Here is a 24,928-nt window from a genome sequence, read left to right on the forward strand (position 1 = left end):
CGGCGGTTTTTACGGTTGTCACGATGTCGCGGAGACTTTCGATAATGGCGTTAAAGAAGTCCCCGACGATCGCGATTTCCCCTTCGCTGATTTCCGATCGCACTGTCAAGTCACCATCGGAAGCTCCTTCGATTTCGGTCAGCAACCGGAGTAATTCTTTTTGGCGGCTTTCGTTTTCTTTTCGGGCTGTTTCGGCGCGTTGGCGAGACTGTTCGGCTTCATATTGACTCCGCTCGGTGGCGGCAAATCCACCCAGACACGAAGCGATCGGTAGTGCAAACTCTTGCAGATACTCAGTTTCCCACTCTTCCCACTGGTGAATATTAGTACAGCAATCGGCGACGAGTAGTCCGAGCAAGTTATTACCTTGGAGGATCGGGACGACCAAATTGGACTTGACTTGTAGTTTTTTGAGCGACTGCTGGCGATCGGGATGCTCATTACTCGCCATCACATCATTGGTAGCAATGGCGTGACCCTGACTATATGTTTCGCTCAATGCTTGGGGGATCGGGTCTTCAATCCGATCGTCCAGAGCCTTGACAAATCCTGGTAATACCGCTTCTCCAACAACATGACCCTCGTTGTTAGGGAAAAAGCGATAAACAACCAACCGATCGGCAGCCAGCTTTTGGCGTCCTTCTTCGAGGATATAAGCTAGTGGCGTAGTCATCTCCTGGGTAGTTTGAGCGCGGGAGATCGTTGCTAGCAACTGTTCGCGGACGGCTTTATCTCGCTGTCTGGCGGCGTCAAGTTGACCGCGCTCGGAGATGACGAATCCACTCAAACAAATACCGATCTGTTCGGCAAATTTGGTCAGATAGATGCTCTCCCACTCTTGCCAAGCGTGAGTTTGCTGACAATGGTGAGCTACCAACAGTCCCAATAAGTTGCCATTTTGGACGATCGGCACGACGAGATTCGCTTGGATCTTGAGTCGGACTAATAGACGTTTGTGATCGGGATGGTAGTTGCTCTCGGCGACATTATCGTTGGCAATAACACGTCCTTGGGCGTAGGCTGCGAGTAACTCAGCGGGAATACAGGGGTCGTTGACTTGTTCTTCGATCGCACTACTACCGCCATCACCAAATGATTCCCCCGCAATGTAGCCCCGATTGTCTGCCATAAACCGATAGACCACCAATCGATCGGCTTTGAGGATTTCTCTAGCTTCGACGAGGACTTGAGATAGTGGTGAGACTAGATCTGCACCCGATCGAGCGCGGGAAATTTCGGCGTATAAATCCGTGCGTCTAGTTTGTTCGGATTGAGCGAGTAATAGTCCTTGAATTTGATTTGACATCAAGTTGATGTTGGCTCCCAATTGCCCGATCTCATCTTCACCAATGGCTTCCAAGCGACTCTTGAAGTCTCCTTGACCGATTCTCTCGACCGCTTTAGCAGCATCCGCGATCGGCTGTGTGGCTCGATCCGCAAAGAAGGTCGCTAGGGCAACTGTGAATAGAGCAGTTAACCCCGCTCCAGCCAGAATTGTCAATAGTAGTCCGCTCAGAGTACTGTTAGCAGCATCTTCATCGATCGAGGAGATTGCTACCCACGGTAGTTGCTGCATCCCCTCAATTTTCCCAAACGGAGCAGCAGTGAGCAGTTCGATGTCCTTACCTGTTGGATTAGCTTGAGTGTTGGCGGTTGGTGTTTTATTTTCGTGGGAAACCAGTCCCCCTTTCTCCCGCGCGGCCATCAGATCTGCATCTTCTTGCTTCCCTGTGTACTCACCATTGGAACTGATAAATACTGTGTTATTGCGGCGATCGAGGATATGGTAGTCTTGGCTCTTACCTGCCAAATTTTTTAGGGGTACTTCCAATCGATCGACAGGTGCTCTCGTCCGCATTACTCCGATGATTTGACCAGTAGCTAGATCTTTAATTGGTGAGGCAAAGTGAATCACCATTTTTCCACTACTTTTAGATACTTCTGACTCAGAAATTACAGTTTTACCTGTTTTTAGAACTTCTTGAAAATACTTGCGATCTGTATGATTGGTTAATTTATTCCCCTTACTTTGGACGATTAGATTACCTTGGAGATCGAAAGCAGCGATACTATCATATACCTGATAACTAAGCACGTATTGGTCAAATAGCTTAATTTTGGATTCTAATGAAGTACTTGCCGCTAGTTTAGCATCAGTAAAAGCTGGTTGTGCTGCTAGCGTTTCCACATCACCATTTCGCTCGAAGATAAAGCGATTAAATTTATCAGCAATCTGGACGGCTCGCTCTTTTTGAGATTGGACTGTCTCCTGTCTAAGTGCATTATTAATTTGGACGTAGCCGAGTGTACCAATTGCCGCGAGTGGTGCCAGCCCTAAAATAGTTGCGAGGATGGTCACTTTAGTTTTTAGACTCAAACTATTCCACTTAGTTGTGGATCTAGATGAATCGATCGCTCCGGCTGAGGCATCGGAAATGTTGAATTGAGTTATTTCGTTAAATCGATTCATAATTTGGACACTGTAGTTTAATATAATTAGCTAGTGATTAATTGGTGGTTAAGTTCAATCCTTTAGCATTAATAATTGCCTCAGGATCTAACACCAAGACTAGTTCGCGTTCTTGCAAAATCCAGCCATGAAGATAGGGAGTAAAAGCTGGATTGAAACTACCGATGGGAGATTCGATCTCTTCTTTGGCAAACCGGACTACGCCCTGAATCGATCGCACTGCGACAGCTAGAGGTGTTTGTCCGACTTTGAGCAGGGCGACATCATAACTATGCGTATGTCGATCGATCGGCTCTAAACCGAGAATTTCTGGCAGATCGACAAGCCACAACAAGCTACTCCGACGATTAAATAATCCCAAAATGGGCGACGGTAGGTTGGGAATGACGGAAACTCGCCCCGATGGTAAGACGATCGCTTCTTGGGTTTGCAGCATCGGGACAACCGCACAAGTTTGGCGATCGAGTTGAAATCGCAGAAACATCTCGCCAGTAGTTTTTCGTTTAGTTGGTTGTCTATTTGGTTGCGCGGTAGTTACACCCATAGCGAGAATAGTGAATGGTGGATGGCGAAAAGTGCAGTCTTGGGGCGCGAGCTTTTCGGGGGAAGCTGGTTGGGTTGGCAACCCAACCCCCCGAAAACGTCGCTTGTTTCCTATCTGGGCGGGAGACCCGTCCAGACAAGTGGAGCACCTTTTCAAGACAGTGGATGGTGAAAAGCGAATAGGGTTTGATGATTGAGATAAGTCTTGATGTTCGTTCGGCTGTGCCCTACTGGAGACGATCGATCGTGAGCATTGAGAAATAAATATCAGGAACTCAATCCCTTGACATAAAATTTTCACAATTCACTATCCACCATTCACCATTCACTAATTTAATTAAAGACAGATTTAACAGCCTTAATGATGTCTTCTTGCGAGTAAGGCTTGGTAATATAGACATCTACACCTTGTTTTTTACCCCATAATTTATCCAAATCTTGACTGCGAGAGGTACAAGCAATCACGGGGATTTTTTCAGTTTCAGGATTTTTTTTCAATGTTCGACAGAATTCAAACCCGTTCATGCCTTCCATCACAACATCAGTGATCACGACATCGGGCTTTTCTTTGGTAACTAGACTCAGCCCATCTTTGGCATTATTAGCAGATACTACTTGATAGCCATTATCTTTGAGATAAAGGGTCATCAACTGCATTTCAGAGGGAGTGTCTTCAATAACTAAAATTTTAACCATTTGCTCAATTTTATTTAAATATATAGATAGTTGGGACTGAATGTACGATCGCTAGTGATGTGCCATTAAATGTCTGGATACCATTTCGATCAATCCTATTTGAGTAAAAGGTTTAGTCATATAATCAGTCGAGCCAGCCATTTTGGCTTTAGCTCGATCGATAATGCCAGTATTGCCAGTTACCATCACAATTGGCGTCTTTTTAAAAGCTGGATGTTTCCGCAACATCGAACAGAGCTTATAACCATCAATCGTCGGCATCCCCACATCTAATAAAATAATGTCAGGATTGATCCGAATGATCTTCATCAAAGCTGTCCCTGAATCGACGATCGGAAACACTTTAAAGCTATCACCATCTAAAAAGCGGTTGATTTCCCGTAAAATTGTCGGACTATCATCTACACAAGCAATCTTATAAGTCGCTTGTTCGATTAAATTGCCAGTTGTAGGTTCGAGCGCACCTGTTTTTTCAGTAACAGCAGCGAGCGTTGCCGATACCGATTGCTCTTGTTCATTAAAGAGATGACCATCTGTACCTGAATACAGGCGGTGCATTCGATCGAATGGCGGTTGAGGTGGACGCAAGCCAACAATCCGGTTATCGATCAACCGATGAAGGTTATTGGCAACCGTCAATTCATCTTGCTTGAGTAGTAAGGACAACTGCCGAAAGCTAAACCCGATCAAGATCTTGCTCAACTTTGCCTTGACATCTGGTGTGAGCAGTGGATGCTCGACATTCATCAGATAAGGGCGTTGATAAGGTGATTGAATTGCTGGCTGCAATGCCTGCCAAGCCTGTAACTCGGTTTGACACTCCTTCGTCACAAACAAAAAATTGCCACTCCACCAAATCGGAAAAGATGTCTCCCGCGCTACCAGCTCACTAGTACCCGAAGTCAGCAATATATATGATTGCAGCACCTCCTTGGTAATGCTTTTGACTAATGCACCCGCAGTCTGCTCGGTGATATGCCCCTGAGCGATCGACCACCGAATTGCTTGGTAGTCCAAACTAGGATAACTCGCCTCCAAATTAGCCTCTTTGAGCTGTTCCCGCAAGTCGGTATACACTTGATTGGGTAGGATAACTGGGCTAATCCGGCGGAGATGTTGCTCTAGCCGCTCGATCGGTTCGAGGGAGTGATTGGCATAAAATAGCTTACCTTCGTAAAAGTACAGTAGCCACACAATGCCATTGGCAACAACTCGCAAACAACCTTTAGCTTGGGCGGTAGCTAACTGCTCTAATAACTTGATGGGATTTAGTGTTTTTTCGGTATCAGCAACGCTGCTAGAACCCTGATTCATGGCTCAAACTCATAGCTTAGTGGACTCAATTTATAAAGGTGCAGAAGTGATAGCAATCGAGGTAGATTTACGCAATCAGCACTAGGCATTTTAGATATGTCTTCTCTATCTTTCCCAACTTAGATCTCAAAAGTCACATTTTGATGTAAGAAAGCGTATTTTATTCAGCGGCGTTGTGACTGATGCCTATACTCAAAGTGGTTAAAACCCCACGCACAAGCCAAGTCCACCGACGCAGACTAATCGTAGGGTGTGTTAGGCACAAGCCGTAACGCACCAATATCCTACCCTCCACCCTCTACCCTCTACTTTGTTTTGAGGCAAGATGTAAGTAGTTGAGGGAAATGATTCCGCCTTGATAACTTCCCGATCGAAAAGTGGCACTCTAGATAGTAGTATCGATCGATAAAGTACTTATGGCTATTTATTCTCCCCTGAGATCGCGACGATTGGCGGCGGCTAAAACTGAAGCAACCTTACGCCTAATTACCTTCAAGCTCGATCGAGAAACTTTCGCGCTCCCACTAGCCAGCGTCCACAGAGTGACAACACTCGACGCACCAGGGCAGCGAGGGCAGCGACTGTATGGAGATCCGCATGGTACCGGAGTGAGCTTGACTACTTTTCAAGGTCGAGAATTGGTCGTCATTGATGTCGGGCAGCGGATCTTTGGTAAACCACAATTACTACACCAGCAGCAACGCGAGGCGATCGCCGTACCAACCGACCAGCCAGAACCCAAGCGTATAGCCGATCTCATCAGATATCTATTGATTTTGCAACCCGAACCCGATCGACTCATCGGACTACCCATCGATTCTCCACCGAGCATTCAATCGATTCAAGTTGCAGCATTTCAACCCCTACCAGAGATCTATCGCCAGCATGGCAATATTCACTGTGTCAGTTCGCTGTCGATCGAATCGCCCGATCGACAATCGATCTTCTTATTAGATGTTGCATCATTGACTTAAAGTAGGGAAATTTATTTACTACAAATGTAACAGCTAGAAGTTTCAAATAGCCCCTGAGATCGATAATGCTTGTTGCCGATTGAAATGCTATTATTGACATAATTCCAACTTAACAATGAACGAGTTTGGACGGCTAAATTGAACGCAGCTAGTATCCATTAGCTAAGACCTGAGACGTTTCAGGTCTTAGCAGCTTCAAAGTTAGACAAAATCGAATATTCGGTTTGAGTACACAACAGTTTAGTCTATTAATCATCGAACTTTAAATGGCCAACCAAGCGTGTATTTCGATCGGAATTAATCAATACCAGTTCTTAACGCCATTGAGCTATGGGATGGCGGATGCTGTGGCAATGGAGCATTTTTTTGTCGATGCTGCTGGTTGGAGTCCCGCACAATGCTTACTGTTGACCGATACTTCTCCTCAAGCTGAAAATAAATCCACCTACCCGAACCGTGAAAATATCAATCGTTGGCTTAAACAATGGTCTTGGGACAAGCTCCATCATGGGGATTTATTATGGTTCTTTTTTAGTGGTTGTGGAGTAAGTTTTGAGAATGAAGATTATCTGATCCCGATCGATGGTAAAGCCGAAGATCTCGCCAATACTTGCATTTCTATTCGCCAACTATATCAACAATTTCGCGATATTGGCGTGAATGCGCTAGTTTTCCTCGATGCCAATCACTCTCAGCATCTATCCCTCGGTGGCGGAATTGGCACAGTTACCGCCAAACTCGCCCAAGAATATCAGATTCCGACTTTTCTCTCTTGTCAAAGCCATGAATTTTCCCATGAAGATTCAGGTTTAGAGCATGGGTTATTCACTACCGCATTATTAGAGGCTCTAAATTATCACCCCGATCTCAACCTAGGGACGATCGATACCTACCTGACGAGCCGACTCGTAGAATTGAGCGAACATCACTGGAAACCGCTCCAAACACCGATGGCAATCGTTCCTACGGGTGTCTCTACCTATCGTCCAGTTTTTTCGACTACTACCCAATCATCGATTTCGGCAACCATTCCAGAGGTAGTCTATGCACCACCTGCTCCAGTCCCATTTGGTCGCGATGATACTTATGCTGTCTATACACCGCCAACTATATCGATCGTCAATCCAGAAACGATTGGCACTGGTGCGCTCGTCAGAAAACTTCAGCCCATTCCCAGCCCCAGAGAAGTGCCCCATTGGGCAAAAATTAGCTTGCTGCTGACGTTAATAGTTGCTGCTGGAGGTGCGATTTATGCGTTCAAATTCCAATCGGATAGCACCGAAGATCGGGATGTCAAACCCGCAAATAGTTTGACTATTCCAGCTACCGCGACCTCATCACTACCGCCAAGATCTACTACCGCAGCTACGGAACAAGTTATTGAAATATCACAAGCGAGACTTTTTGTCAAGCCTGGTGACGCAACTTCTCGCTATCAGGCAATCCTCGCCGCCCGAAAGATTCCCGCCACTTCAGCAACAGCCGCAGAGGTCAAGCAATCGATCGAGCTATGGTCTGAGGAGATCGATCGGATCGCCCAAGGCTATGCCAAACAACAACATTGGCAGATAGCGATCGATACTGCCAAAATGGTGCCACCAGACGCGCCGAACTACTCTACAGTTCAAGGATTGATGTCTCAGTGGCGGGGTAAATTGTAAAGGCGATCGTCCTTACCTAAGTGCAGCCTAACTCAAAAATAATTGATAAGCAGGATTGGCGCGCTCGTCCCAATAACGATAAGGGGTACGATCGAGAAATTCCGCCCATGCTGCCATCTCAGTGGGTGGCACTTCAATCCCGATTAAAATCCGCCCATGATCAGCACCGTGATTGCGATAGTGAAAGAGACTAATATTCCAATCAGGATTCATACTGTTGAGGAATTTAGTCAGTGCGCCAGTCCGTTCGGGAAATTCAAATCGGTAGAGCAGTTCGTCTCGAACTACAGGCGAACGTCCGCCGACGAGATGCCGGAGATGGAGTTTTGCCATCTCATCATCAGTGAGATCGATCGTTTTAAACCCTTCGGCTGCCAGTTTGGCGATCGTCATCGCAGTGTCTGCCCGATTCTGGACTTGGATGCCGACAAAAATGTGTGCTTCGGTGGTATTTGCCATCCGATAGTTGAATTCTGTCAGATTGTGCGTCCCCATACAGGTACAAAAGCGACGAAAACTGCCCCGTTCTTCGGGAATAGTCACAGCCAAAATCGCTTCCCGATGTTCCCCCAGTTCCGCACGTTCCGCGACAAATCGCAACCTGTCGAAGTTCATATTCGCCCCACAAGCAACAGCGACAAGGGTTTCACCTTCGATCCCTTCTCGATCGATATAAGCTTTGGCACCTGCGATCGCCAGTGCCCCCGCAGGCTCTAAGATCGATCGAGTATCCTCAAATACATCCTTGATCGCCGCACAAATATCGTCGGTATCGACCAGTATTACCTCATCGACATACATTTGACACAGGCGGAAGGTTTCCACACCTACTTCCTTCACCGCGACTCCATCGGCAAATAATCCCACTCGATCGAGTTTCACCCGTTCTCCTGCCGCCAGACTCTGACTCATTGCATCCGCATCGACTGGTTCCACCCCAATAATTTTCGTCTCAGGATAGAGCCGTTTGACATAAGCCGCAATCCCCGATATCAACCCACCGCCACCAATCGCCACAAAAATCGCATGAATCGGTTGTTGATACTGACGGAGGATCTCCATCCCAATCGTCCCCTGTCCGGCGATCACATCAGGATCGTCAAAAGGATGAATAAAAGTCAACCCCCGCGCTTCCCCAAGCTGACAGGCATAAGCATAAGCATCATCATACGTCTCACCCTGCAAGATTACTTCTGCGCCCCTAGCTTTGACCGCATTCACCTTCATTTGTGGGGTAGTTACAGGCATCACGATCGTCGCTGTAGTCCCCATCCGCTTGGCACCCAAGGCGACACCCTGAGCGTGATTCCCTGCTGAAGCGGCAATTACCCCTCGTGCCAACAATTCTGGCTTGAGTTTTGCCATCTTATTATAGGCACCGCGCAGCTTGAATGAGAAGACAGGCTGCATGTCCTCTCGTTTGAGCAAAATCTGATTTTTCAGACGTTGGGATAGGATTGAGGCGCGATCGAGTGGTGATTCGATCGCCACGTCATAGACAGCAGCAGTCAAGATTTTTTGAAGGTAGTCGGGATGGGACATTGACAAAGCGGGTTTGGGTTGGTGTAGATCTAGTCTACTAGGTGAGTGTTGGGTGTGTTAGGCATCAGCCTCTTAGTAAAAGCGTAGATCTTCGGGTACCCACAAGGGGCACCCCTACACAATTCACCTGTAGGGGTGCCCCTCTTGGGTACCCTTAGGTCATAGCAGTAATAGGATCTAGGCATTGTCTTGACGCGCTAAATGTGAGTAGATTAAATTAACTCTTATTTAATATTCATGTTGGCATTAAATTCAAAGTTATTAATAATTGGATCGTTCTTGGTCGTCATATATTCAAATAGATAGTTGATGTCGAGGACGCGAACATTAACCTTATTTGCTAGATTGGGATATGTTTTAACAACCATCGCTCTAAGTGTTGGTTCGCTAAAGAAAATCGGGACTATCTCTCGACGATCGCGTTGAAAAATCAAGTATTCATCTTGCCCAGACTTAGATATCATCGCGATAAACACTGGCACATTATTGAATTGAGTTAGTTTTTGACCACTCCGATTGAGGATCTTTAATGCAGAGCTAGCTTGTTGAGTTGTCGGTATAAAAACATAGTTAAGTTCTTGGGGCTTATTCTTATTCTCCTGTTGACGGCGATAAATCTCCCCCAAACTAACTGGCATCACTTTCACTATCTTAGTCAGATCTGGCTGTTTGGCTCTGAGATTGCGATCGATGAAGCTCTGAGCGTCTTGACTACTAAAAAATACTCCTGTCGAAGTCTGTGGAGGTTGCCCCTGACTATTTATTTTGGCTTCAACCAGCGTACCACTATCATCAGTAACTACATAAACGGGAATATTCTGTAATTTGGCAATTACCTCGGCTTCAGGGATTGCCTGGACGGGCAAAATCGTCATAAATGTGCCGCCAAGCATGGTGGTACCAACCAAACCAATTGCGGACAAACAGCGGTGAGATAACTTCATTTAAAATTTATACTTTCAGCTTAGGTTGATAACGACGAGCAATGACAATTAGATTAACAGATTGTTTGACCTTTGGAGCTAATGTCTTTAAGCAGTTGACAGTTGACAGTTGCAATCGCGCTGTAGGCGTTGGCGTAGCATCTCCGTAGGAGTTACGAAGCCAGACGTATCGAGTGGAGATCGAATCGGCTGGCGATTTTGAGCAGACGCTTGGCGATCGAGCTTACACTACACTTAAACATTTGACAGCGTAGTTTTTGGGATAGAGATTTTAACACCACTAACAACAATCTACCTGCCTGTGGGGGATTACCGCGAAGCCATAGCTTCTGTTCTTCGTCAAATTTGGACGGGCGATTTACCCATTTGGCTTGACGTTGCACTTACGAATCGATCGGCAAAATCAGCGATGAAGATTAAATTTCTAGATATATCAATAGATTACACGATATTATAGGGTAAATATTTGTAAACTAATAATTGAACTCTATCCAGCTCGAAGATTGGGTTGCTTTGTATCGTTTGCACGTCAACTAGGGTCGAATTGCCCTCAGATGACACGCAAGTATAGAGCGATGTTTACCTAGATATTCAAGCTGGATGAGCTGTACAACTCAAACTGGATCGCGATCGATGGAAAAACTTATACGTGTTGAGCGAACTCTACTAGTCGGTCATATTATATCAATGGCATTTGGACTAGCTGGAATACTGGTAGTATTACCAAATCCTGACATAATTAACGCCTTACCCGAAATTGGGAAAACGGCTCTGCCCATGTCAATGGCAGGTGGTGGCGTAGTCTATATGCTACTGGCAACAGCAGCGGTAGCAGTATATGCTTATAGAACTCTGGGTCTGTGGCATTGTCTGGGATTTATGATTCCGGCGATCGGATTGTCCTTGGTGAGTGAGTTGTTGGGCACGAGTACTGGATTTCCGTTTGGACATTATCACTATCTGTCTGGATTGGGCTACAAGATTGCCGGATTGGTACCCTTCACGATTCCGCTGTCCTGGTTTTATATCGGTTTTAGTGCATATATTATTGCCAGAGCTGGATTGGAAACTCTCAATATCCCTCAGTTCTTAAAGTATGTCGGTGCGATCGGTTTTGGATCGCTATTATTGACTTCATGGGATTTTGTCCTCGATCCAGCCATGAGCCAGACAACAATGTCATTCTGGGTATGGGAAGAGCCAGGGCCGTTTTTTGGAATGCCCTACGAAAATTTTACAGGTTGGTTTGGGACGGGAGTGGTATTCATGACAGTAGCCACCTTCATCTGGAGATTGAAGCCACTGACACTGCCCCAAAATGACCTCAGCTTGCCTTTGGCAGTCTATCTAGGTAACTTTGCTTTTGCCACGATTATGAGTTTAGCCGCAGGTATTTATATTCCAATTTTGTTGGGATTGGTATTGGGGATTTTGCCGCTAGTAGTTCTTTATCAAATGGCAACTACTAGATCGAAAGTAAGTGCGCCCGAACGATTGAAAGCCGAAGTTATTTAGTGGATTGGTTAAAAAATTTGGATCGGGAAATACTAGGAGCCGTTGCACTGGGATTACTATTATGCCAGGGCGCGGCAAGTTTGATTCTGCTGTCTCGATTGGTGAAAGGGGCGGTGCGTCGTCCGCCGCTGACACCCAAAACATCGACACTCGATCGATCCCAGAGCGTGAGTGTAGTAGTACCAACGCTCAATGAGGTCGATCGAATTGCGCCTTGTCTGGCTGGATTGAGTCAGCAAGGCGATGAGGTGCGAGAAATTCTGATCGTCGATAGTAATTCCCAAGATGGTACACGCGATCGAGTCACAGCCGCTGCCGCCCTGGACTCCCGCTTTCATCTGCTCACTGACGATCCTTTACCATCAGGTTGGGTAGGTCGCCCCTGGGCGTTAAACTATGGCTTCCTCGCCAGTTCTCCCGCGAGTGAGTGGGTGCTGGGGATCGATGCGGATACACAGCCCCAACCTGGACTGGTTGCTAGTCTTGTTGACGCAGCGATCTCCGAAGGTTACGATTTAGTCTCATTATCGCCGCAATTTATCCTCAACGATCCAGGCGAATGGTGGTTGCAACCTGCACTATTAATGACGCTGCTCTATCGTTTTGATTCATCAGGTGTGAGAGTGCAGTCACCCGATCGAGTCATGGCAAATGGACAGTGCTTTCTGTGTCGGCGGGCAGTATTGGCGCAATTAGATGGTTATACTAGTGCGGCGAGTTCTTTTTGTGATGATGTTACCCTCGCCCGTAATGCGGCAAAACAAGGTTTTAAAGTTGGATTTTTGGATGGTGCGAAAGTAATTCGGGTGCGGATGTATGCAGGTATTGCCGAAACCTGGCGGGAATGGGGTCGATCTCTAGATCTCAAGGATGCTACTACACGGACTCAATTATGGAGCGATTTAGCTCTATTATTCCTAGTCCAAGGGCTACCAATACCACTAACTATCCTCATCTGGAGTTATTGGGGGTGGGCAGATTCATTCCTGACTTTACAGTTAGTATTTGCTTTAAATCTATTTTTAGTAATTATCCGATTTGCACTATTACTCGCAATTTATCCCTCCTATTATCGCGAGAAGTTTTCGCTAGCTGCGTTGTCATTTTGGCTGTCACCATTAGCCGATCCCTTCGCAGTTTTACGGATATTTATTTCAGCTTTCCAAAAACCAAAACAATGGCGAGGAAGGGTTTATTAAATTAATTGATAATTGATATTATCTAGTAGTTGATGTAGGGTGTGTTAGGTGAAAGCCGTAACGCACCAACATTTAATAAGTAACTGGGCTTAATTAAATATAAAATACCAAATGTTGGTGCTGTTGGGTTTCGAGGCTCAACTACACAGGTTTAATATTTAATTCCACCTACCTACTTACCAGGGATCTGATTGAGGATTGCTATAGCAGACACTCATTGGGCGTGTTGGTTATGACGTGATGATTTTTGCCTGACGAACTTCTCGCCAAAGCCGATCGTATTGTGCATTACTTTCGGGCGATAAAGGATAAATGAATTCGCTTTTATCTAAGATATTTTTAGCTGGTAAAATCAATGAATTTCGTTTAATATCTGAGATAATTCGATCGCGATTAATATTAGTCAGTAATGGAGCCGTCCCCGATGTAAATAACGAGATCTGGTTACTAGCTTTGAGTTGTAAACAGTAATCGAGCCACTGCTGAGTTAACTTGAATCGATCGATCGATTCCTGCTGAGTTGGAATTGTTGGTTGTACCCAGATATCTGCGGAAATTGCCGTACCAGAATTAGGCACAATTGCCCGAATATTCGGATTCTTTTGAACTAAATCGATCGCATCCAACGACCAACCTACAGCCACCCAAGTATCGCCCATAATTAATGGTTGAAGATAACTATCGGCACTGTAATATTTTACCTGCTGATGGAGTTTTTCTAATTCCGATTTGAGGTTGGTAACTTGACTGAGATCGGGATGATTGTAGGAATAGCCTAATTTTTTTAAAGTCAAACCAATTGCTTCACGCGATCGATCCAATACCGAAATTCGCTGTTTTAATTGAGGATTCCAGAGATCTTGCCAATCCTTGGGAATCGGAATATTCGCCGCCGCCAACCTGTCGCGACGATAGATAATTACAGTTGTCCCCCAGCGGTATGGAATGCCCCAGATTTGTCCGGTAGAACTAATATTACCTCGATCGTCCCGTTGCGACAATTCCCGCCAGCGAGACTCTAATTTACCCCAATTAGTCAGCTTCTGGACTGCGATCGGTTGGATTAATTTTTCCTGAATTGCCATTGGGAGCCACGCATCGCCCAGACTCACCAAATTGGGGATATATGCTGGAGATTTAGCTGAAGGTACGAGCGGGATCTTCAACCCCTTCGCTTCCGCTGTGCCAGTTTTGTGCCACTCCTGAAGAGCCGTAATAATTTCTTTAAATTGACTCTCTGAAGCCAACTCCACTTTAGAATTAGTAAATTGAATCGATTTGGTAAACTCGCCCAATAGTTGAGGTGGTAGCGAGTTTTTTAGTGCCAACAACCGTAAAGTGGACTGGTTTGGACTTTGACAACTAGTTAGGCTACTCCCCACAGCCAGACTACCAATGGTGACTAAAAAGGATCGACGCTGCATAGGATTAGGCTTTAGGCTTTAAGCTTTAGGCTTTAGGCTTTAGGGTTTGGAGTTTAAGCTTGAGGCTTTAGGGATCGCAAAGTAGAGCGTACGGCTCTAGGCTATAGAGAATCAGGATAAATAAGTATTTGGATATTAAAAACCATCAAGCTAATATTTTGTACTCCATTCCCTAAAGCCTAAAGCCTCTAAAGTAAAGCTCTTTGAGCGATATCCTGACGATAGTACATACCCTCAAAGGTAATCGCTCTGACTCCTTGATAGGCTCGATCGATCGCTGTGGCAAAATCTGGGGCGATACTCGTCACACCTAGTACTCTGCCACCATCAGTGACAATGCGATTCTGCTTGAGTTGGGTACCCGCCTGAAAGACGATCGTTCCGTCAGTATTTGCCAAATCGATCCCACCAATAACTTTACCGCGCTCATAATTTCCAGGATAACCCTGAGCGGCAATTGTCACACAAGTTGACACTGCTGACTTCCATTCGATCGGTGTTAGAGCAGCTAGCCTCTGTTCTACACAGGCTAGTAGTAATTCTAACAGCGGAGTAGCCAATAACGGCAAGATCGCTTGAGTCTCAGGATCGCCAAATCGACAATTAAATTCTAATACTTTGGGTTCGCCATTTGGAGTAATCATCAAACCTGCATACAGCACACCCCGATAGTCAATGCCTCTCCGCTTGAGGGTAGCCAGAGTTGGCTCTAGGATCTCCTGTTGGATGCGTTTCATCAGAGCTGGCGTTGCTATTGGAGCCGGAGCATAAGCCCCCATCCCGCCTGTATTTGCCCCTGTATCGCCATCACCAATTCGTTTATGATCTTGGGCGGGTAATAGGGGACGAATAGTTCTACCATCTGTCAGGGCGATCACTGATAATTCTTGCCCTGTAACGTATTCTTCGATTAGTAACTTGCCATAATTTTGAGCAAATAATAGCTCCACTGCGGTCAAAGCTTCCGTTAAAGTTTCGGCAACTACAACACCTTTCCCTGAAGCCAAGCCATCAGCTTTCACGACAATCGGTGCCCCTTGCTGCTCGATATATGCCCGTGCAGTATTCAAATCTGTAAAAGTTGCCGATTTTGGCGTTGGGACTCTAGCATCCTCCATAATCGATTTTGCCCAGGTTTTGCTAGACTCAATTTGGGCACCTGCACGAGTCGGGCCAAATACCGGAATATTGCGATTTTGTAAGTAGTCAGTAATCCCTAATGAAAGTGGTAACTCTGGCCCGATCACTACCAACGCAACCCCATTCACTTCCGCAAACCGTGCAATCCCCCCAAAATCATCTACTCTAAATGAGAGATTTTGACAGCGATCCATCAATGCTGTACCGCCATTACCAGGTACACAGAGGACTTGGGTAACTTGAGGAGATTGCAACAATGCCCAGACGATCGCATGTTCTCGACCACCATTACCAACTACTAAAATTTTCACCGACGCTAAACTCCCCCGCGACTTTGTTGCTAATCCTTCTGTACACTCTATCATCAGTAGGGGTCGGGGATTAGGCTTTAGGCTTTAGGCTTTAGGCTTTAGGCTTTAGGCTTTAGGCTTTAGGGCAAAAGAAATATCATCCTTCGCCTAGTCCCTTCACTAGCCAACTCTCTGTCTTGATGCGCTAAACCGTCGGGTTCCCCGACGAGCGCGCATCGCTGCGTTCTCCCCTTACTCCGCGTCTTCTGCGTCACCCCTTACTCATGGATAAAATCAACTTCTCAACACCCAGCGGCTTTCCCGAATTTCTACCTGGTGAAAAGCGACTAGAACAACACCTGATGGATACGATTCGGCGGGTATACGAAAGCTATGGTTTTACCCCGATCGAAACCCCTGCTGTAGAGCGGCTAGAAGTGCTTCAGGCGAAGGGAAACCAAGGCGATAATATAATATACGGTTTGCAGCCAATTCTCCCCCCCAATCGCCAAGCAGAGCGGGATGAAGCTGGGAAGGGCGATACCGGATCGGAAGCACGAGCATTGAAATTCGATCAAACGGTACCATTAGCGGCTTACATCGCCCGCCACCTCAACGATTTACAGTTTCCGTTTGCTAGGTATCAGATGGATCTGGTATTTCGGGGCGAACGAGCCAAGGATGGACGCTATCGTCAATTTAGACAGTGTGATATCGATGTGGTGGGGCGCAAGGAACTAAGTTTGCTCTACGATGCTCAGATGCCAGCCATTATCGCCGAGATTTTCAGTCAGATTAACATCGGCGAGTTTCTGATTCGGATCAATAATCGGAAGGTATTAACTGGGTTCTTTAGTTCGTTGGGTGTATCACCCGATCGCATCAAAGTCTGTATTAATATTATCGATACCTTGGAAAAAGTCGGAGTTACGAAGGTATTAGCAGGTTTAGCTACTCAGGGTTTATCCCCAGCACAGTCCCAACAAGTTATCGATTTTATTAATATTAAAGGGGATGTCGATTCTCCAGAGGAGAGGCCTTGCCAAAGAGTCCTAACTGCTCTAAACAAATTTGCTACCGAGTTACCTAATGCCGAACAATTTAAATTAGGTATCCAGGAATTAGCCACCGTAATTAACGGTGTTCGAGATCTAGGTGTACCAGCAGATCGATATTGTATCGACCTCTCGATCGCTCGTGGATTAGACTACTATACAGGCACAGTTTATGAAACAACCCTAATCGGACACGAAGCCCTCGGTAGTATTTGTTCTGGCGGTCGATATGAAGAATTAGTCGGCACATTTATCGGTGAAACTATGCCAGGAGTAGGCATCTCGATCGGTCTAACTCGCCTGATTTATCGATTACTCAAAGCTAATATCTTACAACCCTTAGCCGCAACTCCCACCCAAGTAATGGTCTTAAATCTCCAAGAAGATTTGATGCCAATCTATCTCCAAGTATCCCAGCAACTCCGCCAAGCTGGTATCAAAGTTGCCACCGCTTTTGATAAACGTCCGCTCAAAAAGCAATTTGCATTAGCAGATAAACAAGGTATAACTTTTTGTGTGGTAATTGGGGAGGAAGAAGCTGTAAATAAGCAGTGTATTTTGAAAAATATGACTAATGGCGAACAAATTGTGGTTTCGATCGACAATCTAGCTAGTGAGGTAAAACAGCGATTGGAGTAATTGAGATCGATAGCTGGTGGTTGTTTATGGAGCCACCTCAAAAAACATCGATTGCCATGTTGCTCGGTAATTTCTGCACCTAATTGATATGAATATTGTAAATTCAAAAAAGCCCACACTGACTACAGTAGTCAGTGTGGGCTTTTGATTAGGTAAATCGATCGAATTACGCGATCGCTGCCATTGTGACATCATTAGCAGCAAGTAAATCCTGAAGTTCTTCCGAATCAACAGTTTCCTTGTCAACTAACATCGCTGCAATCTTGTCTAATACGAGTCGGTTGACGATTAAGACATCCTTCGCACGACGGTAAGCTTCTGCTACTAATTGGCTGACTTCATCATCAACAATTGCCGCAGTCTCTTCGGAGAAGTCGCGTTCGGAGGCGATATCGCGACCGAGGAACATGTTACCTTGTTGACGACCGAGGGCGACGGGGCCGAGTTTCTCACTCATCCCAAACCGCATCACCATTTGACGGGCGACGCGAGCGACTTGTTGGAGGTCATTGGAAGCACCTGTGGTGACTTCTTCTTCACCGAAGATGATTTCTTCAGCAATCCGACCGCCGAGAGCGACAGCCATTTGGTTTTGGAGGTAGGAACGGCTATATAAACCAGATTCCATCCGATCTTCGCTTGGTGTGAACCAAGTTAGACCGCCAGCATTACCACGGGGAATGATGCTGATCTTTTGTACGGGGTCGTAGTCGGGCATCAAGGCACCAACGAGGGCGTGACCTGCTTCATGATAAGCAACGAGGGTTTTGCGCTTCTCGCTCATCACGCGGTCTTTTTTCTCTGGCCCTGCTAATACACGATCGATCGCGTCGTTAACTTCATCCATCGAGATTTCGGTCAAGCTACGACGGGCGGCGAGAATTGCGGACTCGTTTAAGAGGTTGGCTAAATCTGCACCTGTAAAGCCAGGAGTCCGACGGGAAATGCGTTCGAGATCGACGTCTTTGGCAAGTGTTTTACCACGAGCGTGAACGTTGAGGATTTCCAGACGACCAGCGTAGTCAGGACGATCGACAACAACTTGACGATCGAAACGACCTGGGCGGAGGAGTGCGGAATCGAGTACATCGGGACGGTTGGTAGCGGCGATAATAATAATCCCCGTATTGCCTTCAAATCCGTCCATCTCGGTCAGTAATTGGTTGAGGGTCTGTTCCCGCTCATCATTACCACCACCGAGTCCTGCGCCCCGTTGACGACCCACTGCGTCGATTTCATCGATGAAGACGATACAAGGAGCTTGCGCTTTGGCTTGCTCGAATAAGTCACGGACGCGGGATGCACCCACACCGACGAACATTTCGACGAATTCCGAACCGGAAATACTAAAGAATGGTACGCCAGCTTCACCCGCAACTGCACGAGCGAGAAGGGTTTTACCAGTACCTGGAGGGCCGACTAAGAGGACACCTTTAGGAATCTTGGCACCGAGGGCGGTAAAGCGATCGGCATTTTTGAGGAAGTCTACTACTTCGTTGAGTTCCAATTTGGCTTGCTCGATTCCGGCAACATCACCAAAGGTAACTTGGGTTTGGGGTTCCATTTGTACGCGCGCTTTGGATTTACCAAAGTTCATCGCTTGGTTCCCAGGGCCGCTTTGGGCACGACGCAGCAAGAAGAATAAACCTACCAATAATAATACTGGGAAGAATAAGCTGCTCAAGACACGGAACCAGACGCTCTCATCATTCTGAGGGAGGACGTAGATGTTTCCTTTGACGTTCTCAGTCAAAATATTGACTAATTGGTTGTCGTTGGGAGGTAAGTTGACGGTCATTTTCGTACCATCTTTAGCCTGTACCAAGGCACGGCTGCGATCTGCACTCAAGCCGACGTTCTCGATTTCACCCTGCTTTACCTCTTGGATAAAGGTGCTATATTTCAAAGTTTTTTGGGCTGGGGCTGGCTTTTCTAAAAAGGTAGTTGCCAGAGCGATCGCCACAACTGCCAATAGGACGTAAAGTCCGGCATTTCTCCACCGCTTATTATTCACTCGAAGGTTCTCCTATATAAGTATTTGTTGACTGGTAACAGTTTACAGGGCTTGGTATCTACCAAATGGGTACCCCTCGTTTCCTCCAGTCTGCGCTATCAATAATTTACTGTATTCTATCTCTCTATTAACTTATGTTAACCTTTCTCTCATTTTATTGATAGGGTTTCTCGAACAAAGTTGGCAGAGAAAATCTTGTTTTACCCGATTGCCCGATCTTTGGTGACTAAATCTGTTCCAGAGGAACTAGCAACCAACCACTTCATCATCGGGTGCTGGGCTGTATATTCTATTTTACCCATCGGCAGGATCGCAGTATGAATCGGGATCAGGTGGATTACCGAATTACTATAGCCGATGGCTTCTAAATCCTGAACCCATGCTTGCGTCCATGCGATTTCCAGAACTTTTCGATCTTGCTGCTGGAGTAGTGCCAAAAGTTGCGATCGCATTACCCCAGGCAAAATTCCAGCACTTAGCGGCGGTGTATACCAACACCCATCGCGATAACCCCAGAGATTTCCGGTAGTAGTTTCGAGCCAATCACCGCGATCGTTTGTGAGGATGGCTTCTTGAATATTACTGTTTCGAGCTTGTTTGAGAGCCAACCAAGGCACAAGATAGTTACCCGTTTTGTGCTGGGGGAGCGTTCGCGTCGCTTTGCTGTATGCAAATCGAGTCAGTTGTCGATCTGCAATAATTACAGTTACACCTGCTTGTTGCCAAGTCGCTAAATTAGGTGGTAAATCTCGTCCGGTAATTAATTCTCGTCCGTCGGGAAAGATGGTAATTCTCAAGACGGGAAAAGATCTTAGGTATTCTACACCCGCTCGAACTCGCACCCAATCAGGCTGACACCAACCAAAATCATCGATCGAGGATCGCAAGCGTTCGCAGTGCAGCTCGTAAATACCTGTAGACAACTTATCGGTTCTAAAGGTCGTAAAAACTGTCGCCCCATATAATAAGCCAGGATCGCTGAGATCTAACTCGATGGTTTGAGACTCGATCGATCGTCCACAGTACCAATACATACTACCTACCTGTTAAAATCCTTTGCAGGTACGATAGTAATCTCCACATTATTTTTGCTCAGTGCATCAAATAGCTGCCGACGATCTTCAGGCATTGAGTTTACAAGTGCCTTCATTCCATCTTTAGTCTGTGCCAATACTTTGATGCCATCGTTACTCATCCGTACTTTAGTAATCTCACCCCGCTGAACCTTGTCAGTAAACTGACTGTATTTCCAGGTATTTGTAACTACATCAGGCTTGTGAAAATATGTATTCGCACAAGCAGATATAGTTATTGCCAAAATTCCGATCGCAACCAATCGAAGATAACTTCTAATATCCATTCATCGTCTCTGGCTTATGTAAATAGATTGCCTCAATCCTGATATTCCTTTACTGGTGCAAGATGCGAGTATAGCAATCTTAGCAGAGACGACTCCAGCAATAATGGTAAAATAGTAGAAGGTTGGAGGAAATCAGCGATGACACTTACTACTGCCAAATGGACGCTCGCTGAATATCATCAACTAGTCGAGACAGGAATGCTTGACAACAAGCGGGTAGAGCTATTAGAAGGAATCATTGTCGAGATGCCGCCAGAGGGAATGCCTCATGCAGTTTATTGTACTGAGTCAGTTCAATACCTGAGCATCTTACTAGCAAATCGAGCCAAAGTGCGAGAAGGTAATCCAATTACGTTGCCAAATGACTCCGAACCAGAGCCAGATATTGCGATCGTTCGCACCCCCAATCGTCAGTATCTCACTCACCACCCCTATCCAGCCGATATCTTTTGGCTGATTGAGTACGCCAATACAACACTACGTAAAGATATCACCGAAAAAAAGCGAGTGTATGCGGAAGCTGGAATTGAGGAATATTGGGTAGTAAATTTACAGACTCCCGAGCTGATTCTATTTCGCGATCTGGCAAGCGATACTTACCAATCTGAGCGTAGATTAGCAACTGGAAATATTTCCCCCTTATCTTTCCCTGACATCCAGATCGATGTCACCAAGCTATTCACTGTTTAAAACCTCCAACTTCGTCCCCACATGACTTCAATTCTCCCCCCTTGGATTGTCCTCGATCCCCACTTGATTCAATGGCTCCAAGAAGATATCGGGAGAGGCGATCGCAGTACTCAGGGCTTACCGAATATCGATCGAGTTGCTACAGCCGTCTGGATTGCCAAGGAGTCGGGGATAGTTGCCGCTCTACCAGTCGCGAAACGAGTTTTTGAGCTTTTAAATCCTCAAGCTAAATTTCAGCCTGTAGCGGCGGAAGGATCGCCATGTATCCTAGGACAGCCGATCGCTGAAATTACTGCCGATCTCGCGACGCTATTAATGGGCGAACGAACGGCTCTAAATCTAGCGATGCGGTTGAGTGGCATCGCTACGGCTACCCGCAAATATGTCGAATGTATCGCCGATTTACCGACTCAATTAGTCGATACCCGCAAAACTACGCCTGGGTTGCGTCTGCTCGAAAAATATGCTACGACAGTGGGTGGAGGAGTCAACCACCGCGTGGGTTTGGATGATGCGGTGATGATCAAAGACAATCATATTGCAGCGGCAGGTGGGATAACTGAAGCGATCGAGGGTAGCCGACGCACTATGCCCTATCCACTAACGATCGAAGTCGAAACCGAATCATTGGAGCAAGTCACAGAAGCGATCGATTGTGATGCAGATATTATCATGCTGGATAATATGCCTCCAGATCTGATGCGCCAAGCAGTCGCCATCATTAGATCCGCCAACCCCCGAATCAAGATCGAAGCATCTGGAAATATTACCCTGACTACCATTAGGCAAGTCGCCGAGACTGGCGTAGATTATATCTCCACTAGCGCACCGATTACCCGATCGCATTGGCTGGATCTAAGTATGCGGATTCAGCCCTAAAACGTTCGCTGGCAGTGGCATGAAGATTTTTTTGAGCATCGATCACAGATTCAGTGGAGAAGCAGCAATAACAATCTCAGCGCAAGCACGAGCATCTGAGAGCGCGTGGTGGTGATTTAACTCAATCTTTAGATGCCGACAGACATCGGGGAGTTTGGTGGGGTAGAGGTTCCACTGCTTGCGGGCGAGGGCGACGGTACAAATAAACCTTTGCTTGGGTTGGGGAATTTGGTACAAATCGCAGCAAGCATAAAGTACCCGTCGATCGAAACTAGCATTGTGGGCGACTAGAGCATCGGCGCGTTCGATTCTGGTTGAAATTTGCGTCCAGACTTGCTTGAAGGTGGGAGCCTGAGCGACATCAGACCACATGATGCCATGAATGTTGGTAAACTCAAAACGGTATGACGGTGGACGAATTAAAAAGATTTCTTCATGGACGATCGTTTGGTTCTCGATCTGAACTATACCTAGAGCGCAGGCACTATTCGGATCGCGGTTGGCAGTCTCAAAATCGATCGCAACTAATCTCATGGGTTTTACCTTTTCGATCGACAATAAACAAGTTTAGATATTGTAAAGGAAAATCACCAAGTCTTTGTCGATTGGCGATCGGCTCCAGATCGAAATTGTTACAATACGAAAAAGTGCAATTGCCATGCCCGATCGAGCTACCATTGTTTTTCCCAATCAACTTTTTCCCCAGCATCCAGCTTTAGCAAAGGGACACACAGTTTATCTGGTAGAAGAGTGGCTGTTTTTTCATCACCATTGCTTTCACCAACAGAAATTACTACTGCATCGGGCGACGATGCGGATGTACACAGATTATCTCACTCAGCAAGGTTATGAGGTACGCTACATTCCGGCTACGAGCGAGGAATGCGACATCCAGAAACTTTTACCCATCATCGCTAGTGACGGGGTGCGCGAATTGCACTATGCAGATGTAGTCGATGATTGGCTGCGGTGGAGGTTGACAGCAGGAGCCAAACAACAGAATATCGAGTTAAAGGAATATCGATCGCCTAATTTTTTGGAAGCTCCGGCGGAAATAGCGGAGTTTTTCGACAAGCGCAAGAGTTACAAGCAGACGGATTTTTATATCGACAGACGCAAACATCACGAGATTTTACTCGACAAATTTGGTAAACCACTCGGCGGACAGTGGACGTATGATGTCGATAATCGGCAGAAATTTCCTAAAGGTCGATCGATTCCGGTGTTGGATCTACCAGAATTGAATGAGTATGTGCGGGAAGCTCAGACTTATGTGAGCGAAAATTTTGGCAATAACTACGGCTCGGTGGAGCAGCCATTCGCAGCGGGATTTTACCCGACGACTTATGCTGAAGCTGAGGATTGGTTGACGGACTTTTTAGAAGTACGGTTTGCTGATTTTGGTGCTTATGAAGATGCGATCGTTTTAGAGGAGACAGTCTTACATCATTCGGTACTGTCACCTCTGCTCAATACCGGACTGCTATCACCCCAACAGGTAATCAATGCAGCTCTAAAAATGGTCGATGATGTACCTCTAAATAGTCTAGAAGGCTTCATCCGGCAGATAATGGGCTGGCGGGAGTTTATCCGAATTACATACGAGCGACGGGGACGCAGCCAGCGTACGCGCAATTATTGGGGCTTTACGCGGCAGATTCCCAAAAGCTTCTGGGAAGGGACGACAGGAATTTTGCCGTTGGATACCACGATTAAAAAAGCCCTAAACAGCGGTTACTGTCATCATATCGAGCGGCTGATGGTAGCAGGGAATTTTATGCTGCTGTGTGAATTCGATCCCGATGAGGTGTTCGGCTGGTTTATGGAGATGTTTGTCGATGCCTATGACTGGGTGATGGTGCCAAATGTCTATGCGATGAGCCAGTTCGCTGATGGTGGGGGGATGTGTACCAAGCCCTACATCAGCGGTAGTAATTATCTGATGAAGATGAGCGATTATAAAAAAGGCGATTGGCAACCAGTTTGGGACGGTTTATTTTGGCGATTTATGCACGTCCATCGCGATTTCTTTTTGAGTAATCCTCGGTTGGGAATGTTGGTAAAAACCTTCGATAAAATGGCTCCAGAAAAGCAGCAGCAGCACCTCACCATCGCAGAGCAATTTTTAGCTAAGTTAGATCTTGAAAACGCTCATTAGATCGCCGATCGTCGATATAGCAGTCCGATTTAATTTGTAAGAATATCATCGTAGGGTGTGTTATCCCGAAGGGTAACGCACCGAAGGGAACATGGGATAGATCCAAATACACTCAAACAGACCCGAATAGTTTCGGGTCTTGTGCTTAATTGAGGTCTGAATGTACATGCGTGTAGAGCGAAGGAATAAGTGTCAAAATCGAAGAAATAAATGTCACGACTGATGCTTAACCCAAAGCTTTACTCCGCAGGGCTTTGGTGTTTTTTAGTCATCAATTTTTAGGGACTTACAATTAAAAAATCATTCCAGCTTTGATTCTGGAATGTAGAAAATATCAACAAACCATTTACCAAGATTTAGTTGCTCACCTTGTACTTCTAAACAAGTTAATCGTTGAATTTGATTTTCCACCTCGGCCATC

21 protein-coding genes are annotated in these 24,928 nt (G+C 46.1%); 8 read left to right on the forward strand and 13 right to left on the reverse strand.

The window, feature by feature from the left end; genetic code table 11:
* From ACEW9J_RS22045 to ACEW9J_RS22060, 4 genes are all read right to left on the reverse strand, one after another.
* Nucleotides 1–2,470, reverse strand: a 2,470-nt coding sequence (locus ACEW9J_RS22045) for a GAF domain-containing protein (RefSeq protein ID WP_373547228.1), incomplete at its 3' end; no start/stop codon positions are given.
* Between the two features lie 37 nt (nt 2,471–2,507).
* Entirely contained in the window at nt 2,508–3,095 is a 588-nt protein-coding gene (locus ACEW9J_RS22050) for a chemotaxis protein CheW (RefSeq protein ID WP_373547229.1), read from the reverse strand.
* A 251-nt stretch (nt 3,096–3,346) separates the two neighbouring features.
* Entirely contained in the window at nt 3,347–3,709 is a 363-nt protein-coding gene (locus tag ACEW9J_RS22055; protein ID WP_373547230.1) for a PleD family two-component system response regulator, read from the reverse strand.
* 51 nt (nt 3,710–3,760) lie between these two features.
* Nucleotides 3,761–5,023: a response regulator gene (locus ACEW9J_RS22060; RefSeq protein WP_373547231.1), complete on the reverse strand. Its 1,263-nt coding sequence runs from the start codon at nt 5,021–5,023 to the stop codon at nt 3,761–3,763.
* A 416-nt stretch (nt 5,024–5,439) separates the two neighbouring features.
* Here ACEW9J_RS22060 and ACEW9J_RS22065 point away from each other — a divergent pair, with 416 nt between their 5' ends.
* Together ACEW9J_RS22065 and ACEW9J_RS22070 are read left to right on the forward strand one after the other, a co-directional pair.
* Nucleotides 5,440–5,997, forward strand: coding sequence for a chemotaxis protein CheW (locus tag ACEW9J_RS22065; RefSeq protein WP_373547232.1), 558 nt, complete (start codon nt 5,440–5,442; stop codon nt 5,995–5,997).
* A 266-nt stretch (nt 5,998–6,263) separates the two neighbouring features.
* Entirely contained in the window at nt 6,264–7,658 is a 1,395-nt protein-coding gene (locus ACEW9J_RS22070; RefSeq protein WP_373547233.1) for a caspase domain-containing protein, read from the forward strand.
* 27 nt (nt 7,659–7,685) lie between these two features.
* Here the strand turns inward: ACEW9J_RS22070 and ilvA are convergent, their stop codons facing one another.
* The 3 genes from ilvA to ACEW9J_RS22085 all read right to left on the reverse strand — a co-directional run bounded on the left by ilvA (nt 7,686) and on the right by ACEW9J_RS22085 (nt 10,527).
* Nucleotides 7,686–9,200, reverse strand: coding sequence for a threonine ammonia-lyase, biosynthetic (gene ilvA, locus ACEW9J_RS22075; protein ID WP_373547234.1), 1,515 nt, complete (start codon nt 9,198–9,200; stop codon nt 7,686–7,688).
* A 224-nt stretch (nt 9,201–9,424) separates the two neighbouring features.
* Nucleotides 9,425–10,144 (reverse strand): Tic22 family protein, encoded by a 720-nt coding sequence (locus ACEW9J_RS22080; RefSeq protein ID WP_373547235.1) that lies wholly within the window; start codon nt 10,142–10,144, stop codon nt 9,425–9,427.
* A 152-nt stretch (nt 10,145–10,296) separates the two neighbouring features.
* The gene (locus ACEW9J_RS22085) at nt 10,297–10,527 is read right to left on the reverse strand and encodes a hypothetical protein (RefSeq protein WP_373547236.1); all 231 of its coding nucleotides are present in this window, start codon (nt 10,525–10,527) and stop codon (nt 10,297–10,299) included.
* A gap of 250 nt (nt 10,528–10,777) precedes the next feature.
* Between ACEW9J_RS22085 and cruF the strand changes: the two genes are divergently transcribed.
* Nucleotides 10,778–11,659, forward strand: coding sequence for a gamma-carotene 1'-hydroxylase CruF (gene cruF, locus ACEW9J_RS22090; RefSeq protein WP_373547237.1), 882 nt, complete (start codon nt 10,778–10,780; stop codon nt 11,657–11,659).
* Nucleotides 11,659–12,858, forward strand: a complete 1,200-nt coding sequence (gene cruG, locus ACEW9J_RS22095; RefSeq protein ID WP_373547238.1) for a 2'-O-glycosyltransferase CruG — start codon at nt 11,659–11,661, stop codon at nt 12,856–12,858. Before cruF ends, cruG begins: the two co-directional genes overlap by 1 nt.
* A gap of 230 nt (nt 12,859–13,088) precedes the next feature.
* Here the strand turns inward: cruG and ACEW9J_RS22100 are convergent, their stop codons facing one another.
* The gene (locus tag ACEW9J_RS22100) at nt 13,089–14,282 is read right to left on the reverse strand and encodes an extracellular solute-binding protein (RefSeq protein WP_373547239.1); all 1,194 of its coding nucleotides are present in this window, start codon (nt 14,280–14,282) and stop codon (nt 13,089–13,091) included.
* A 188-nt stretch (nt 14,283–14,470) separates the two neighbouring features.
* Nucleotides 14,471–15,733, reverse strand: a complete 1,263-nt coding sequence (purD, locus tag ACEW9J_RS22105) for a phosphoribosylamine--glycine ligase (RefSeq protein WP_373547248.1) — start codon at nt 15,731–15,733, stop codon at nt 14,471–14,473.
* Between the two features lie 263 nt (nt 15,734–15,996).
* Between purD and hisS the strand changes: the two genes are divergently transcribed.
* Nucleotides 15,997–17,406, forward strand: coding sequence for a histidine--tRNA ligase (gene hisS, locus ACEW9J_RS22110; protein ID WP_373547240.1), 1,410 nt, complete (start codon nt 15,997–15,999; stop codon nt 17,404–17,406).
* A 166-nt stretch (nt 17,407–17,572) separates the two neighbouring features.
* Here the strand turns inward: hisS and ftsH3 are convergent, their stop codons facing one another.
* The 3 genes from ftsH3 to ACEW9J_RS22125 all read right to left on the reverse strand — a co-directional run bounded on the left by ftsH3 (nt 17,573) and on the right by ACEW9J_RS22125 (nt 20,780).
* A complete protein-coding gene (ftsH3, locus tag ACEW9J_RS22115) occupies nt 17,573–19,420 on the reverse strand; it encodes an ATP-dependent zinc metalloprotease FtsH3 (RefSeq protein WP_373547241.1) in 1,848 nt (615 codons plus the stop codon).
* 200 nt (nt 19,421–19,620) lie between these two features.
* On the reverse strand, nt 19,621–20,454 hold the full coding sequence (locus tag ACEW9J_RS22120; RefSeq protein WP_373547242.1) for an aminotransferase class IV: 834 nt from the start codon (nt 20,452–20,454) through the stop codon (nt 19,621–19,623).
* 5 nt (nt 20,455–20,459) lie between these two features.
* On the reverse strand, nt 20,460–20,780 hold the full coding sequence (locus ACEW9J_RS22125) for an ATP-dependent metallopeptidase FtsH/Yme1/Tma family protein (protein ID WP_373547243.1): 321 nt from the start codon (nt 20,778–20,780) through the stop codon (nt 20,460–20,462).
* 138 nt (nt 20,781–20,918) lie between these two features.
* On the opposite strand from ACEW9J_RS22125, the gene ACEW9J_RS22130 reads away from it, so the two are divergent.
* On the forward strand, nt 20,919–21,470 hold the full coding sequence (locus ACEW9J_RS22130) for a Uma2 family endonuclease (protein WP_373547244.1): 552 nt from the start codon (nt 20,919–20,921) through the stop codon (nt 21,468–21,470).
* A gap of 21 nt (nt 21,471–21,491) precedes the next feature.
* Nucleotides 21,492–22,349: a carboxylating nicotinate-nucleotide diphosphorylase gene (nadC, locus tag ACEW9J_RS22135; protein ID WP_373547245.1), complete on the forward strand. Its 858-nt coding sequence runs from the start codon at nt 21,492–21,494 to the stop codon at nt 22,347–22,349.
* A gap of 42 nt (nt 22,350–22,391) precedes the next feature.
* On the opposite strand, the gene ACEW9J_RS22140 is transcribed toward nadC, so the two are convergent.
* Nucleotides 22,392–22,883 (reverse strand): 3'-5' exonuclease, encoded by a 492-nt coding sequence (locus tag ACEW9J_RS22140; RefSeq protein WP_373547246.1) that lies wholly within the window; start codon nt 22,881–22,883, stop codon nt 22,392–22,394.
* Nucleotides 22,884–23,007: 124 nt separating this feature from the next.
* On the opposite strand from ACEW9J_RS22140, the gene ACEW9J_RS22145 reads away from it, so the two are divergent.
* Nucleotides 23,008–24,507, forward strand: coding sequence for a cryptochrome/photolyase family protein (locus tag ACEW9J_RS22145; RefSeq protein WP_373547247.1), 1,500 nt, complete (start codon nt 23,008–23,010; stop codon nt 24,505–24,507).
* Nucleotides 24,508–24,928: the final 421 nt, after the last annotated feature.

It is taken from the genome of Chamaesiphon sp., from assembly GCF_041737865.1.
In the GTDB taxonomy this organism is placed as follows: domain Bacteria; phylum Cyanobacteriota; class Cyanobacteriia; order Cyanobacteriales; family Chamaesiphonaceae; genus Chamaesiphon.

Coding starts and splice junctions, on each gene's coding strand:
- ACEW9J_RS22055 (WP_373547230.1), bottom strand. CDS start 3,709: ATGGTTAAAATTTTAGTTATTGAAGACACTCCCTCTGAAATGCAGTTG.
- ACEW9J_RS22060 (WP_373547231.1), bottom strand. CDS start 5,023: ATGAATCAGGGTTCTAGCAGCGTTGCTGATACCGAAAAAACACTAAAT.
- ACEW9J_RS22065 (WP_373547232.1), top strand. CDS start 5,440: ATGGCTATTTATTCTCCCCTGAGATCGCGACGATTGGCGGCGGCTAAA.
- ACEW9J_RS22070 (WP_373547233.1), top strand. CDS start 6,264: ATGGCCAACCAAGCGTGTATTTCGATCGGAATTAATCAATACCAGTTC.
- ilvA (WP_373547234.1), bottom strand. CDS start 9,200: ATGTCCCATCCCGACTACCTTCAAAAAATCTTGACTGCTGCTGTCTAT.
- ACEW9J_RS22080 (WP_373547235.1), bottom strand. CDS start 10,144: ATGAAGTTATCTCACCGCTGTTTGTCCGCAATTGGTTTGGTTGGTACC.
- cruF (WP_373547237.1), top strand. CDS start 10,778: ATGGAAAAACTTATACGTGTTGAGCGAACTCTACTAGTCGGTCATATT.
- ACEW9J_RS22100 (WP_373547239.1), bottom strand. CDS start 14,282: ATGCAGCGTCGATCCTTTTTAGTCACCATTGGTAGTCTGGCTGTGGGG.
- hisS (WP_373547240.1), top strand. CDS start 15,997: ATGGATAAAATCAACTTCTCAACACCCAGCGGCTTTCCCGAATTTCTA.
- ACEW9J_RS22120 (WP_373547242.1), bottom strand. CDS start 20,454: ATGTATTGGTACTGTGGACGATCGATCGAGTCTCAAACCATCGAGTTA.
- ACEW9J_RS22125 (WP_373547243.1), bottom strand. CDS start 20,780: ATGGATATTAGAAGTTATCTTCGATTGGTTGCGATCGGAATTTTGGCA.
- ACEW9J_RS22130 (WP_373547244.1), top strand. CDS start 20,919: ATGACACTTACTACTGCCAAATGGACGCTCGCTGAATATCATCAACTA.
- nadC (WP_373547245.1), top strand. CDS start 21,492: ATGACTTCAATTCTCCCCCCTTGGATTGTCCTCGATCCCCACTTGATT.
- ACEW9J_RS22140 (WP_373547246.1), bottom strand. CDS start 22,883: ATGAGATTAGTTGCGATCGATTTTGAGACTGCCAACCGCGATCCGAAT.
- ACEW9J_RS22145 (WP_373547247.1), top strand. CDS start 23,008: ATGCCCGATCGAGCTACCATTGTTTTTCCCAATCAACTTTTTCCCCAG.